11 protein-coding genes are annotated in these 15741 nt (G+C 34.0%); 1 reads left to right on the top strand and 10 read right to left on the bottom strand.

Annotation, left to right across the window (positions count from 1 at the left end):
- Positions 1 to 4: 4 nt before the first annotated feature.
- From cyoE to QLQ94_RS08405, 10 genes are all read right to left on the bottom strand, one after another.
- Entirely contained in the window at positions 5 to 907 is a 903-nt protein-coding gene (gene cyoE, locus QLQ94_RS08450; protein ID WP_271336805.1) for a heme o synthase, read from the bottom strand.
- A 238-nt stretch (positions 908 to 1145) separates the two neighbouring features.
- The gene (gene deoC, locus QLQ94_RS08445) at positions 1146 to 1889 is read right to left on the bottom strand and encodes a deoxyribose-phosphate aldolase (RefSeq protein WP_427401921.1); all 744 of its coding nucleotides are present in this window, start codon (positions 1887 to 1889) and stop codon (positions 1146 to 1148) included.
- Positions 1890 to 1998: 109 nt separating this feature from the next.
- Positions 1999 to 2382, bottom strand: a complete 384-nt coding sequence (locus QLQ94_RS08440) for a VanZ family protein (protein WP_271336807.1) — start codon at positions 2380 to 2382, stop codon at positions 1999 to 2001.
- Positions 2375 to 2755, bottom strand: coding sequence for a glycine cleavage system protein GcvH (gene gcvH, locus QLQ94_RS08435; protein WP_271336808.1), 381 nt, complete (start codon positions 2753 to 2755; stop codon positions 2375 to 2377). The genes QLQ94_RS08440 and gcvH overlap by 8 nt, the downstream gene beginning before the upstream one ends.
- An 87-nt stretch (positions 2756 to 2842) precedes the next feature.
- On the bottom strand, positions 2843 to 10042 hold the full coding sequence (sov, locus tag QLQ94_RS08430) for a T9SS outer membrane translocon Sov/SprA (RefSeq protein ID WP_482499515.1): 7200 nt from the start codon (positions 10040 to 10042) through the stop codon (positions 2843 to 2845).
- Between the two features lie 24 nt (positions 10043 to 10066).
- The gene (gene ruvA / locus QLQ94_RS08425) at positions 10067 to 10648 is read right to left on the bottom strand and encodes a Holliday junction branch migration protein RuvA (protein WP_271336810.1); all 582 of its coding nucleotides are present in this window, start codon (positions 10646 to 10648) and stop codon (positions 10067 to 10069) included.
- 78 nt (positions 10649 to 10726) lie between these two features.
- Positions 10727 to 13018, bottom strand: coding sequence for an NADP-dependent malic enzyme (locus QLQ94_RS08420; protein ID WP_271336811.1), 2292 nt, complete (start codon positions 13016 to 13018; stop codon positions 10727 to 10729).
- 158 nt (positions 13019 to 13176) lie between these two features.
- A complete protein-coding gene (locus QLQ94_RS08415) occupies positions 13177 to 13602 on the bottom strand; it encodes a CBS domain-containing protein (protein ID WP_271336812.1) in 426 nt (141 codons plus the stop codon).
- A 435-nt stretch (positions 13603 to 14037) separates the two neighbouring features.
- Positions 14038 to 14490 (bottom strand): IS200/IS605 family transposase, encoded by a 453-nt coding sequence (tnpA, locus tag QLQ94_RS08410; protein WP_482499514.1) that lies wholly within the window; start codon positions 14488 to 14490, stop codon positions 14038 to 14040.
- Between the two features lie 447 nt (positions 14491 to 14937).
- On the bottom strand, positions 14938 to 15180 hold the full coding sequence (locus QLQ94_RS08405; RefSeq protein ID WP_482499513.1) for a helix-turn-helix domain-containing protein: 243 nt from the start codon (positions 15178 to 15180) through the stop codon (positions 14938 to 14940).
- 88 nt (positions 15181 to 15268) lie between these two features.
- Here QLQ94_RS08405 and QLQ94_RS08400 point away from each other — a divergent pair, with 88 nt between their 5' ends.
- Entirely contained in the window at positions 15269 to 15583 is a 315-nt protein-coding gene (locus tag QLQ94_RS08400) for a hypothetical protein (protein WP_482499512.1), read from the top strand.
- Positions 15584 to 15741 lie beyond the last annotated feature (158 nt).

Raw genomic sequence — 15741 nt, 5'->3', positions numbered from 1 at the left:
ATAACTATCTTAAAAATTTATCTACTATAAATACTATTTGCAGTAACGAAATATACGAAACACTTACCAGCATCAATGTTCTTGCTGCTTTTGCTGTTCGTAATTTGTACAAACGCACTGCATAAAACAACATCCACAATCCTAACAAAAACACAATAATCGCTGCAATTGGCGTAATAAACAATTGCCCTGTAAATCCTAAAGAAGGCAATAATGACGCTATGATAAGCCAAACCGTATATAAAATAATCTGCAAAGCAGTCTTTCTGTCTTTTTTTCCTGTTGGCAGCATAAAGATTCCTGCTTTTGCATAATCGTCATATAAAAACCAACCGATTGCCCAAAAATGAGGAAATTGCCAGAAAAACTGAATTAAAAAAAGTGTTCCCGCTTCGATACCAAATTCTCCTGTTGCCGCAACCCAACCTAACATAAACGGAATTGCTCCCGGAAAAGCTCCTACAAAAACTGACAACGAAGTTACTGTTTTTAAAGGTGTATAAATACTCGTGTATAAAAATATTGAAATCGCCGCAAACATTGCTGATTTAGCATTGATAGTATACAATAATGCAATACCTATAATAGTAAGCAAACTTGCTACTAACAAAGCTACTTTTGGAGACATTCGCCCTGAAGGAACGGGACGATTTTTAGTACGATCCATCAATAAATCGATATCTTTTTCGATTACCTGATTGAAGGCATTTGAAGCCCCTACCATACAATATCCACCAATCATCAAAACAGCCAAAACACTCCATTTAAAAGGATTTTCAGCATTTACACCTAACAAGTAACCAGCAATTGAAGAAAACAATACACTGATCGCTAAACCAGCCTTTGTAATCTCTTTGAAATCGTTGAATATTGATTTTAGTGAAAATGTATGTTTAGTAGCGTTCAATACGGTATTTGTTTGTATGTTTTTTTTGAGTGGTGCAAATGTACAAATTAGATTGTAGAATACTGACCTATAAAATTAGATTTTTTTCAATAAAACCTTTATAAATCGAGGTGTTGCAAATCTTTAACACAATTATTTCGAAAAATCTTATTAAAACAAGTACACAAAGACAGGAATATTCAATTGATTATCAAATCCAGGTTTATTACACTTTTTAGGTACAAACGCAGATTTACACTTAATATTGATTTGCAGTATTTTCTCCGTTTGCTATGGCTTTTGCAGCCGACGTTCCGATGCGCTTAACGCCTAAACGAATCATCTCAACTGCGTCTTCATAAGAGCGAACTCCTCCTGCAGCTTTTACCGGTAATGGCGATGCATTTTCTAACATCATTATTATGGTTGGGATGGTAGCTCCGTTTGGTAAATCATTTTCGGTTTTATAAAAACCTGTCGATGATTTTACAAAAACAGAAGCATAATCTTCTTCTTTAAAATTTGAGATCACAACATTTTTTATTAATGCCGAAAGCTGGATAATTTCTTTATCAGTAAGAGCCGCTACTTCAATAATCCATTTTACCGTTTTATTGTTTGCGAGACCAATTTGGGTTCCAATTAAAATTTCCTGCTTTACTAAAGCAATATCTCCGTTTTTGAAAGCTTCATAATTGCAAACAAAATCCAAATCGTCTGCACCATCTTCGATTGCTTTATTTGCTTCTTTGATTTTATTCTCTAAACTCGATTTGCCTTCCGGAAAATCTATTACGGTACCAACAAGCACGCCCGAATTTGCATTCGAAATCATTTCTTTAGCCAAAGCTACATGTTCCGGTCGGATCATGATTAGCTTAAAACTTTCAAGAATTGCTTCTTCGATTGCATTTTTGACTACAATATCATTTTCTGCTTCTGAAAGTCCGGCTTGCGAGGCAGTTTTTAAATAGGTCGAATCTAAATATTGTTTAACGTTCATGATTATATAGAATTGAAACAAAAATACATTTTAAATACATAAGAAAATACACTTTTCAAACCTTGATTTTCAGACAATAAAAAACCCACCGAAGTGGGTCATTATTTTTTTATATTTTATCGATTTGCTTCTTAAAAGCTATTGCTGCAAAAACACCAAATAAAGCTCCAAGCGCATTTGCTAAAATATCCGTCACATCAGCAGCTCTTGTAGTTGTCAGCACACTTTGTAAAATTTCGATTGTAATTCCGAAAAAAACAGAAAATATAAACGAAATCAAATAAGCTTTATAATCATCAGGCGCTTTTCCTTTAAGTTCTTTTTTGAAAAACAAAATCCATGAAATTGTAAATCCAAAATGAAAACAAAAATGTACAATTTTATCTATGCTCGGAAAATTTACAGCAGGGATATTACTTGCATCTGTTAAACAAAAATAAGTAATAACACCTGAGCAAATCAGGGCCCAGAGTAATAATAATTGTTTAGGCACCGATAAGTTGTTTGTAAGCTTCATCAGATAACAAACCATCTATTTCTGATGCATCTGCAATTTTTATTTTGATCATCCATCCAGCTCCGTAAGGATCAGAATTTACTGTTTCAGGTGCACTTTCCAAGCTCTCATTAAAAGCAATAATTTCTCCTGTTAAAGGCAAAAATAAATCAGATACTGTTTTTACAGCTTCAACTGTTCCAAAAACTTCATCTTTATCAAGTGTCTGATCTAAAGTTTCTACTTCAACATACACGATATCTCCTAACTCTTTTTGTGCAAAATGAGTAATTCCTACAGTTGCAACATCTCCTTCGATGCTAACCCATTCGTGATCTTTTGTGTACTTTAAATTTGCTGGTATGCTCATAATACTATGTTTGTAAATTGATAATTTAATAATTAAGCCACAAATGTAACAATCTTCTAATGAAATCCTGTTTAGAAACTAAAAAAATTAATTTCCGAAATTATATCGAAGTGTAAATCCTGACCTGATGTTAGTTAAAGGAAATGATGTCGAAATTACAGCTTTAGAGAACGAATGATCGTAATAGAATATAGCCGTTAGGTTTTTACTAAACGAATAATCAGCAGTTAATTTTAACGCCCATATATTCTGACCCGCCGCCAGTTGATTGTTATCATAATCTAAATAACGTACGAGTGTTTCATTCTTTCTAAGAGAAAAGTCAGCTTTAATATTGATATCACTTTTTATAATTCCGGTTGGACTATCTGCCAGTCTTGATGAGAAAATAACATCCTTAAAACGATATCCCATACCTACTATATACTCCATGCCTTTTACTTCTGTCAATAGATTATTATCAAAACTCATTGATAATGCCCTGTCTTTTTTGATTTCTGTAAGTATTCTTAAAGAACCTTTTAATTCAAAATCTACACGGATAAGCGGACTAAACTGCTCTACCAAATTGACATTGGACATAATAGTCTTATTATAGAAATTGGTATTTACATCTTGCCCGTTTGGTTTTTCAGTAAAATCAAAATTCGACCTGAATTGATTAATCGTATAGGATGCTCTGTAATTATGCTGCAATGAGAAACGCTTGAATTTATCCTTGAAAAATTTATAGCGCATCAGACCATTGTATTTTATACTCCAGTTTGGAATAGGAAAACTTTTAAAAATATCTGTCGAACTGCTTGAAGCATTTCCTCCTGAATAAGCTGCCAAAAATGCTGGCAATAAAACAGCCTGATTGCTTTTTGTAAATCCTATTGGATATCCTTGATTCGCTACATATACTTTATAATTAGGATCTGTTTCTGCCGGAATAGGATTATTTACATCTCCATATCTCGGAATATCAGCTCCTCCATAATGCTCTCCTGCCAGACGATCTGCAATAATCAAACGATTGTTTCTAAAATCATCAAACGCCGCTGACTCAGTTGCGCTGCTGGTAGAGAATGCCGTTTTGATTAAAACTGTCGAAATCGAGAACATTCCATAAGTATAAGGAGACAAAGGCAAATATTCTCCATTTACAACACTAAACTGCTCTGATGAATTTTCAGAATACGCACGGTCCATCGCTAAATCAATCTTTAAATCAGGCAATAAGTCAATATTTGCCGTAACTTTTAAAAGCTTGTTAGTTACTTGGGTAAAGCTTTGATTAAAATCCTGATAATCTGTCAACCATCCTCTTTTAGCCGCTTCGTAACGTACATCATCCTGACTTCCAAAAATAAATCCTAAAGTTGGTCTTGATGTTCCAAAGAAACCAACACTTGGCGTATAACCCGGTAAAACGGTTCCGCTATTTTTAGTATAATTAACCTGAATGTTTTTTACACTGGTTAAGATTCCAATCATACCATCATAAAACGGACTACTGCTTGTAACAGGTTTCGCTGTATTTACAATTTTTTCTCCCGGTTTAGGCGGCGCCGTTGGTTTAGGCTTGGCTCCTGATTTTGCACCAGGTGTTAATCCTAAATATTTATACAGCGTATTCATACTAAAAGTTGTAGTCAGCGTATTCGAATTTGCATTCTGAATGGTATTTCCTAAATCGAACTGATTACCACTAGGGTCAACATACTCAGAGAATGCTGTTGATGAACGCTGCCAGCTATAATCTGCAGTATAAGAATACGATGCTTTTACGAATCCAAAAACAGGAATCTTATTGATTGGAATATCATAATTCAAAACCAATTGCTGTAAGTGTTGATTTGGCGTTCCTATATCTAAATAATCATCCCAGATATTAAAATCCTGCTTTGGCGAATTATCATCATTCAAAAAGTTTCGAACGATATTATTTGATGCTGCCGTGTAATTTAATTTTAATGATTTTGTCAAATTATAACCGAAACCATATTGATAATTAAATGCAAAATTTCTTCTGTATAAAGGATCCAGACCAATTCCCTGAACTTCAACTTCTCTAAATTGCTGACGGTTACTTTGTCTTAAAATATTAGTATTAAAAGAGATATTAGACGGTAAGTAATTAAAATTAAAGTCACTCAACATCTTCCAATAATCACTTTTTTTCATGAATTTGGTCTGCTTAAAAGGAACTATTTCTTTTGGCTGAAAAGTATAGGCATAATTCACTGCTGTATTCGATTGTTCATCCAGATAACTTTCGACCTCATAATCATGTCGTTCTACCTGATTATACGATTGTGAAAATGTTAAATTTTCGACATCATACACGTGTGGTTTTTGCTCGGGCGCTCTGTCTTTTCTTACTCCGATAAAGTTAATACTTCTTCGTTTTGTATAATCGACAGCACGTGTTCTGATATTTTCTTTTTCTGCCGGATCTGTAGTTTCTCTTAATAACTGATCTAATTTGATATCCTGATTAAAAGGATCATATTCCGGTGTAATTACTTCTTCACCAATCGCATAATTAAAAGGTAAGTTGATTCCCCATTTTGGAGGTAATAATTTACCCAAATTAAGATTGGTCACAATATTATATTGCTGAATATCTTCACGATCTCTCTCGTTTGCGCCTTGCTCTAAAGACCCAAAACCAATTGTACTTTTTCTACCGGTAGCAGAAACTGTAGCAAAATCTGCCATATTGGTATCAATATTCAATATTGCCGCCATTCCGCCTTTATTCTCTAAATCTGCCAAACGAAGCTCATTGAACCAAACCTCTCCTTTAATGCTTTTGTGATCTGCCCTGCTTTTTACCCCAACCATTAGATTTCGAACTAAACCAAAATTAGGATTTCCTTTTATACCTAATCTTAATTTACTATCGCCATCGCCTCCGCCTATACTTAAATCATCGTCCGGATAATAGATTCCGTTAATGTCTCGCTTATTAGAGTTGATATCAATACTCATGGCTTTAATTTTCATTCTGGTCAATAATTCCAGAACCAAATCGATATTATTATCTTCCATCCAGACCTGATCAGGACTTATTGCACAAGACCCTCCTGTTCTGGTTACTTTTAATGGAATTTCGACCTGATAAAAGTTTTGTGTAAAGTCATTTCCAAAACGAATAAAACCAATCATTTCATCATCTTGCAAACTATTTTCGTTAGGCAAAGATTCTGCGTGCAGGTACATTTTTAATTTTTTGTACTGACGCATATCAACACTTACATTTTTAAAAACTGCTCTTGAATCCTGATACTGTAAACCTGCCCCACCAATACGCACTGCTAATGCTTGCTCATTTTGATTGATGATGGTATTGTTGTTGTACAATTGTTCTCTTTGAACTCCCGGAGGCATTACATAATTTACAGGACATTTTGTACTGTTTTCCTGAATATTAACCGCCGAAACATCAAACTCAGTACCATCGTCATCCGGATTTGTATCATTTGCATCCAACGTTCCTGTATACCTTCTCCACTCTCCTCGTACTAAATCCAGCGCTCCAAAACGAACTGTCATTTGGTTATTAAAACCGGTCATGAACATACGCATGAATCGAATCGATCTGAAATCTGTAATATTACCAATTGTATTTTGAGGTTGTGAAACCGGAATTTTAAACTGAATCCATCTGGCTGTTGTTGTTCCCCCATTAGGCAATTCGACATTACTTACCTCGCGGATATCTGTAATGAAATTTTGACCAACCTGCATTCCAGGTTTTACATCGATACTATATTCATAATAAGCATTGATTGTGCTCATTGTATTATCACGGTTAATATCTTCTACATCCGGCAAAGTTGTCGAACCACGATTAGGATCATCGATACTTACAGCTGAGTTGTTTTCTGTACCATTATAGTTTTTATAACGATCTAATACTCCTCCATCGGTATTTAAATAATAGATGTAATCATCTGCTGCAGGATCTTTTTCTCCGGCATAATTAGTATATACCGAACCTTCTTTTGAACTTGGCAAACCATCTAAACCAACATCTTGGTTTCTACGGTTTTCCGGGTTTGTATCAAAAGCATAAATCAGGGATTGCGATGCCGGAACATCTCCCCAAAGTGGTTGCGGATTTACCATTATCTGTCCTGGCCCTAATCCGTTTTCGTATTGTTTTCTTCCGTCTTTTAATACATCTTCAGAAATTTCACCTAAATTGAAATATATTTTTCCTGTATTACCCGTTGGTGCCTGCGAATTACCAACATAAGGATCTAAAACCCAAAACTGAATATATTCGACATTTCCCTGCTCAAAATTTGTTGAATTTAAAGCTCTCATGATTCCCCCAAAATTAGAATTTGCAGGGTTCGTACCAAAATTTGGATTATTATTATATGGTCCTCTATCAGATGGATAATAAGTTAAATCAAGTGTATTGATTACCTGAATTTGTCCTTGGGCAATATCTGTATTAGGATATAACTCTCTACTATAAATTCTTCTGGTTGTATTTAATGACAAATCATCATTTGAAATTCCGGATGGTTTCGAAGAATAAAATATTGGGTCAATAGTATACCAGGATAATTTTGCTCGTTTATAACCATACTCTAATGTATTTGAATTTGCATTAAAAGTATTGTCATTTATAGAATTCACAAATGGCGTAGAAGCTAAACTCCAAGCATAAGCAGAGCGCATATCGATTGTCGATTGTGATCCCTCGAAATCATCTACATATATGGTTGCTTCTCCTTCAAAATCACTTGCTTTTGGTGCATCCGGTCTTAAAAATGCTACTTCTCCTCGAATAGAAAGATTCGACGGAACATCTGTATCAATATTAGGTAACTTATTTACTAATCTGGTAAAAAACGGAACTTCTGTAGAGTAATTTCCATTAAAACCAAAGATTGTATTGTTTACTGATTCCTGTCCATAACTCGATTTTTGAGTAAATGGTTTTTCTGTCATTTTTAGATAAGTACCACCAATAACAAAATTATCTGAAATTTTATGCTCTATATTGAAACCCATGAATCTACGGGTTTGCTGACCAAAAATGGAGTTGTTTTCTAACGAAACTTCAATTGGCGTATTCGAAGCCTGAAGCGAAGGATCTAAAATCTGAACACGGCCTAATTGATAATCGACACTATAATCGATACCTTCTACCAATCTTCGTCCGGCAGCCATAACCACAACAGAACCCTGCGGCACATTGAACGCCCCAATTGGAATACCGTTGCTTCCTGATGATTTGTATTTACCTCTTAATAAGAATTTATTTTTATCACTATCCTGCAATGCTCCGGATTGCGTGTTGCGATACATGTTTCTAAAAACATATTTTTGCTGATTGGCATTGTATGAATTGGCATCGTCATAGTTTTCGCCTGAACCTGTATTTTGTAATTTTTTAAATAAAAGCTCTCCAAAAGGTTCTTTGGTCGTAAAAATAATTCGGCCATTTTGAACATCTACCGTTATACCGGGAATATAATCAAAGAAACCATCTCCGCCAGTTTGCGGATCATTATTATAATTGAGTCGATCTAAATTGAACACATTTAATAATGGTGTCTGATCGACTTTATTGTCCGGCGTTGGGTTTGTGGGGAAGGTAGTTCCCTGAACGGGCGTAATATAATTTATTGGCGAAGGATCTGTATAAAGTATGTTTAATCTAAAGTCATCTTGTTTGATCTGATACGCCTGAGGAATTTGATAAACGTTTTTCATCATCAGGTTCCAAACCGGATTTTGAACATTTGTCAAATTACTTTTCAGCATTTTCAAAACTAAACTTTGTGTAATAATAGCCTGATTTGCATTATTATTTCCGGTAACCACCGTACCGTCAACTCCATCACTACCAAATTCTCCTACCTGATACACTTTACCCCCAACGGTATACTCGAAAGCTACTGCCAGAATCTCATCATTTGCTAAACGCTGCTGCAACGAGATATATCCTAATTGTGCATTAAAAGTAAATTCGTTTGCCGTTAATTTTCTTGCATTCTCAAGTACGGAATAATCTGTGGCTTCGCTCGTATTAGGATTATTAAATCCTGATTTTGCAGTTACAATTTCTCTAATGTTCGAATTTAAGAAAGCTCCTGCCTGACCAATTGTAGCCGGATCGTATTTATTGTTTTTATTATCTGTTGGTGAATCGATCGGATTATTAAAAAAACCTGCAGTAGAACTAATAACTACAACCTGATTATCAGAAATACCTGTAACTTGTCCTTCACCTAAATCCTGAAGTGCAATAATATTTCTAAGATTATTATTGTTTGTGCTTACTCTATTTTGTTTATTGGTTACCCAAACTTCTATTCTTGTTATCTGAACACGGCTATCAATAAATGGATATTTAGTTAACGAAGCATCGTATTTATTTCTAAAATATTGGGATAAGAAAAAGTGTCTGTCATTATCGTAGTCTAAAGCATACAAATCAAAGTTTTGAACTGTTCCTCCACCTTCTGCAACTATACTCTTGGTTTGCGATTTCTGTTCCGAGAAAACTCCGGTAACTGTTGTCTTACCAAACTGGAGTTGTGTCTTGACCCCAAACAAACTTTGAGCACCACGAATAAGCGTACTATTTAATGGCATACTGACGTTACCAACTTCTACTTTTTGAATAATATCATCTTCTGAAGGGGTGTATGCGAGTTTAAATAAATTCTGAAAAGCAAATGTAGACTGGGTATCATAATTAGCATTTACCTCTAATCTGGTTCCTACTTTTCCCATAAGACTCATACTGATTCGCTGATCAAAATCGAAGGTCATACTTGACCTGTTTCTTGGAGAGAAAGAAGGATTATCTTGTTTGGTATATCGAACTCCCAAATCCATCTCTACTGATCCTGTGGGCTTTACATCGATTGTATTACTCCCGAAAATACTTTCAAAAAGACCTGAATTAATATAATATCGAGGTAATAAATCTTTTTTTGCGGCTTCGCTTCCTATTTTTTTACCATCGATAGCGTCTGATTTCTTTCTGAAGTAATCTCTTCTGGATTCTTTCAGGACTAAATCTTCGTATTCTTTAGGGGTTAATATAATAGGATAATTGATTGAGAAGCCATTAACAGAACTGGTATAAATATATCGATCTGTAATGGGATCATATCTGTAAGCAGAAAGTATACTTGGCGGATTGTCTATCTCTACTTTACCAACTGAGAATTGAGTCTTAGTTGTATCTTTAACTGTCGGATTTACTTGCGCACGCAAAACATTACCGCAAAATAAAAACAGTAAAAAAATACAAATTTTACGCATACAATTCTTGATATAAAATTGAGTTTATAGGCTTTTTAACGCTTTTTTGATGATTGTTTCAACAGTAGCTTCCGGATCTTCTTTTACTATTTTTTCTACTACTTTTTCTGAAGTTTTTCTAACAAAACCTAAAACTTCCAAAGCAGATAACGCTTCATCTCGATTTGTATTGTTTTGAACTACCGAAACTTCATCTAAATCGTACAACTTTAACACTTTTTCCTTCAAATCGAGTATAACTCTTTGTGCTGTTTTGTTTCCAATTCCTTTAATTGACTGTATAACACCAACATCTCCGGATGCAATCGCATTAATAATTTGTCTGGGTTCTATTGAAGATAACATTGTTCTGGCAATATTGGCTCCAATTCCTGAAACAGATAATAACATTCTGAATATTTCGCGTTCTGATTTTTCAGCAAAACCAAATAAAGTATGCGCATCTTCCTTGATTAGAAGATGCGTATACAGTTTTATATTTTCAGCATTAGGGATTAATGAAAAGGTATGTAAAGATATATTTACCTGATACCCAACTCCTCCACAGTCAATTATGACGTCTGTAGGATTTTTTTCAACTAATTTCCCTTGCAAATGTGCTATCATAGTATATTTTATAAAGGCCAAATATAACAAAAATGCAATAAAAATACGACATTATTATTTGCCTCTTAATGATTTATACTATTTCGCCAGTTTATTTTTTTTATTTTCTTTTGCCTGAGCGTCAATTACTGCAATTGCTGCCATATTAACCATTTCCTCAACACTTGCTCCTAATTGAAAAATGTGAACCGGTTTACCCATTCCCATCATAATTGGACCAATAGAATTTACTTTATACAACTCTTTCAATAGTTTATAAGTAATATTAGCTGAATCTAAATTAGGGAATATCAGGGTATTTACCTTTTTTCCGGCTAATTTAGAGAAAGGAAATTTCTCTGCAAGCATTTCTTGATTTAAAGCAAAATCTGCCTGAATTTCTCCATCAACAATTAATTCCGGGTGATTTTTATGCAAGAAAGCAACTGCTTCTCTCACTTTTGACGCACTAGGACTTGTAGATGAACCAAAGTTCGAGAATGAAACCATTGCAATAACCGGCTCAACACCAAACATTTTTGCCGTTTTTGCTGTCATGATCGCAATATTTACAAGATCTTCGGCTGATGGATTGATATTAATTGCCGTATCTGACAAGAACATTGGTCCACGAGAAGTCATCATCATGTTTGCTGTTGCAACAAGTGAAGCTCCGGGAGCTTTCTCTATTAATTGTAACATTGGTTTTACAACCGTTGGGTAACTTCTTGTATGTCCTGTAACCAAAGCGTCTGCTTCGCCTTCGTTGACCATCATTGCTGCGAAATAGTTTCTTTCGCGCATGTATTTTTGTGCATCAAGTAATGAAACTCCTCTGCGTTCTCTTGTGTCCCAGTATGAAGCAGCAAATCTATTACGTCTTGCTTCTTCTTCGTTTGTTTTAGGATCAATAATTTCTAAATCAGCATCAAAACCTAATTCAGCTTTTAATTCTAAAATTACTTCTTTATTACCTAATAAAATTGGAAAACCAATTCCGTCTTCATGAACGATTTGTGCTGCTTTTAATACATTTAACTGATCTGCCTCAGCAAAAACGATTCTTTTAGGATCCATTTTTGCACGATTCGTAATCAAACGCACCATTTTATTATCGTTACCCATACGTTCGCGAAGTGCATCTTCATAAGCTGCCCAGTCTGTAATAGGATTTTTTGCAACACCAGATTCCATTGCTGCTCTTGCAACTGCCGGCGCTACTACTGTAATTAATCTTGGATCGAATGGTTTAGGGATAATATATTCTTGCCCAAAACCTAGTTTCATTGCTCCGTAAGCAACATTAACCTGCTCTGGAACTGGCTCTTTTGCCAAAATAGCCAAAGCTTTTACGGCAGCCATTTTCATCGCTTCGTTAATTTTTGTAGCTCGTACGTCTAATGCTCCTCTAAAAATATATGGAAAACCAAGAACGTTATTTACCTGATTAGGAAAATCTGAACGCCCTGTAGCCATAATAACATCTTTACGAGTTTCTGTAGCTAAATTATAATCGATTTCCGGATTTGGATTTGCCATTGCAAAAACAATCGGGTTTTCTTTCATTGTCAATAACATTTCAGCAGACAAAATATCTCCTGATGATAATCCTATAAAAACATCTGCACCTTTTACGGCTTCGGCTAAATCAATTTTAGGACCATCTATAGCATATTTCAATTGTAGTTCTGATAATGAAGGATTGTCTTTTGTTAAAAGTCCTTTACTATTAAACATTAAAATATTCTTAACTTGTACGCCTAACAAAACATATAAATCAGTACAAGCTATTGCTGCAGATCCTGCACCTGAAACTACTACTTTTACATCTTCTGCTTTTTTTCCTGCTAATTCAAGCGCATTGATCAAAGCTGCCGAAGAAATAATTGCCGTACCATGCTGATCATCGTGCATTACCGGGATATCTAATTCTTCTACCAATCTTCTTTCGATTTCGAAAGATTCCGGCGCTTTGATATCTTCTAAGTTAATTCCTCCAAAGGTTGGAGCAATATTTTTTACGGTCTGAATAAATTCTTCAATATCCTTAGTTCCAATTTCAATATCAAAAACATCGATATCAGAGAATATTTTAAACAATAAACCTTTTCCTTCCATTACTGGTTTAGAAGCTTCCGGGCCAATATCCCCAAGTCCTAAAACAGCTGTACCGTTTGAGATAACGGCAACTAAATTTCCTTTTGCTGTATATTTGTAAACGTCATCTACGTTTGCTGCAATTTCTAAACACGGTTCTGCAACTCCTGGCGAATAAGCCAAAGATAAGTCTCTTTGGGTTGCATATTTTTTTGTTGGAACTACCTGAATTTTTCCTGGAGTTGGTTCTGAATGGTACAGTAACGCTTCTCTTCTTTTACTCTCTTTGTTCATTTATTTTAGCTTTTATTCTAGCTTACAAAGATATAAGTCTTGGTTTAAATTGGGGTATTTTTATTATTTTCTTTTGTCAAAATAGCATTTATTACCCCCAAAAAAAATAGTCCGCTATTATTTGGACTATTTTATCAAGCTTATTTTATTAATTTCTTTTATTGTGAAATATAAGAGTTTAAATGATTTATTGTGTCTTTTTGAATTTCTATAATCGCTTTTACAACATCGCTTATAGAAATTATTCCTACTACAATTCCATCTTCCAGAACCGGTAGATGTCTGATTCTTTTGGTACTCATGAGCTCCATACAATCCTCGATATTGTTTGAAAGGTTTACCGAAAAAACATTGCTTTCCATAATTTCATGAACAAAAGTTTCTTTTGAAGATTTGTCTTTTAAAACAATTTTTCGGGCATAATCCCTTTCAGATAATATTCCTTTTAAATCGCTATTATCAATAACAAGAATAGCTCCTATGTTTTTCTCTCCCATCACTTTTAAGGCTTCATAAACCGTTGTTGTTGAAAGAACCGAATAAACATTTTTTCCTTTTGCGTTTAGTATTTGATTTACAGTCATATCTGAAAAAATTTAGATCTATAAAGTTAGAAAAAAATGAATACACACCACAACGAAATCGATTTTTTAAAACTTAATCAATTCATTTTAAACATAATAACTAATATTTTATATTTCAGAAATATTACCTCAAAGAAATGAATGAATTTTATGATGTTATTACGAAAAATGCAGGGTTTTGATTGTCAGAAGATTTATTCTAAATAAAATGAGGGTTTGTAAAAAATTGAAAATAGTCTTTTTCAATAAAGCATTAAATCAGATTCCTATTGAAGATTCAAAGCATCAATTTATAAATGCTTTCTCTTATTGTTTCTGATGCGGATTAAATCATAAGCATTCAATAAACTGCTCTGAAAGAGCTTTGGAAATAGCATGGTGCAAAGCGCCATGAATATAAATCTCATTTATTCTATGCCCTGTAAGGGCAAAAGCTTAATCCCAAAGGAAACGCTCATCATAGATCACATTGTATTTATTTAAAAATGCCATCAATTCTTCTTTGAATTTACGTTTTTTATGATGCTCTTCCTGATTCTTAATATATTGTACTACTCTTTCAATTTCTGATGGATTGACAGAAAATATACCATAGCCATCTTGCCAATAAAATTTCGCATAATTTCTATCTATGGTTTTTATCCATTTCGAAGATTGCTTTTTTACTTCTTCTACCAATTTCATTTGAATTATCTTTTTAGATAACAAACATAGTATGTGTATATGATCTCTATACCCTCCTATCTGAATTGGATTGCATTCTAATCCTTTACAAATTCCACCAAAGTATTGCCACAACCTTTCTTGTATCTTATCATCAATAAATGGATAACGACCTTTGGTACTAAATGTCAAGTGGACATAGACTTTTGATCGTGATTGTGACATATAATTCTTTTTAATTAATGTTATTTGTTTGCTATTGCCCTTAATTTAGTTCGTAGTGCGCTGCACTACGCTAATGATTTTAGGCTTTCAGCCCATTTAAAAGATTGCTAAAATTAATGATCATAAAACTACGCTACTACCATTCAAAACCCGCACTGAAAAAATCTTAGCAATAGCATAAGACAGAGCAATATGAATGCAAATTCATTGTTACCCTAAGCCTTGTTAGGACGAACGCCTAATCAAAAGCAGCGCTCATTATAATGTTAAGTGGTATTTTTATAAGAAAACAATCTATTCTTTCCTTAATTTATATTGTCTATTGGCTTTTGCCCTTTCAGGGCAATATCTACCCTTACTTAGTTCGTAGTGCGTTGCACTACGCTAGTGGTTTTGGGCTTTCAGCCCATTTAAAAGATTGCTAAAAATAATGATCGCAAAAATAAATTATAGATTTTCTGAAAATATTTCACTGATTAAAATACTGGATTTTATTTTTAATGCATCCGCTATTGAAAAAAGCAAACTAACAGTAATATTCTGTTTCCCTTTTTCAATTCGTTGAATAGTTCTTATATCAACATTACATAATCTTGATAATTGTTCCTGTGTAATTTTTTCTTTTCCTCTGAGTCCTTTTATCAATAGACCTAATCGGACAATCTCTAACTCGTACTTATTATTTTCCACAATCAAATCTATTAAACTGTAGAAAAAAATCATACGACATATATGTCGCATACGGAAATAAGACTACATTTGCTAAAAAATAGTACAAATGGAAACAACCGAAACTACAAAATTAGAGAACCTCAGAAAATTAATTGCCCTATATTTCAATACTGCAAAATCGGATGACAATCAATCAGAAGCTCCAAAAGCACAAACTCATTATTATGAGCTTGGTTGTGTGATTACAAATCTCCTAAAAATGTGTATTTTGGCATTAGATCATGAAGAACATAAGATTTCGGAAACAAATAAAACTCCTATAAATGTTTCGCTTATTTTAGAAACCGTGCTGGAAATGTTTCCTTTGGATGAATTTGAATTGTTAGATGAAATTAACCAGATCGTTGTTGGGGATAATTAAAATATTGGGTGTTTTTGTAAACTGGACTAAAGTCCAGCCCTACAATATAAATCGAGCCGATGGCTCTTTATGAGTGGTGTTTTATAAAGCAAACCTGAAATATACTTTGTTCTTTTGGAACTTTCTGGATGGTGTTTTATAAAAACAAGTACCAAATA

Source organism: Flavobacterium sp. B114r (genome assembly GCF_056824125.1).
The sequence above is the reverse complement of the archived record's forward strand: the minus strand, read 5'-3'. Positions and strand labels throughout refer to the sequence as shown.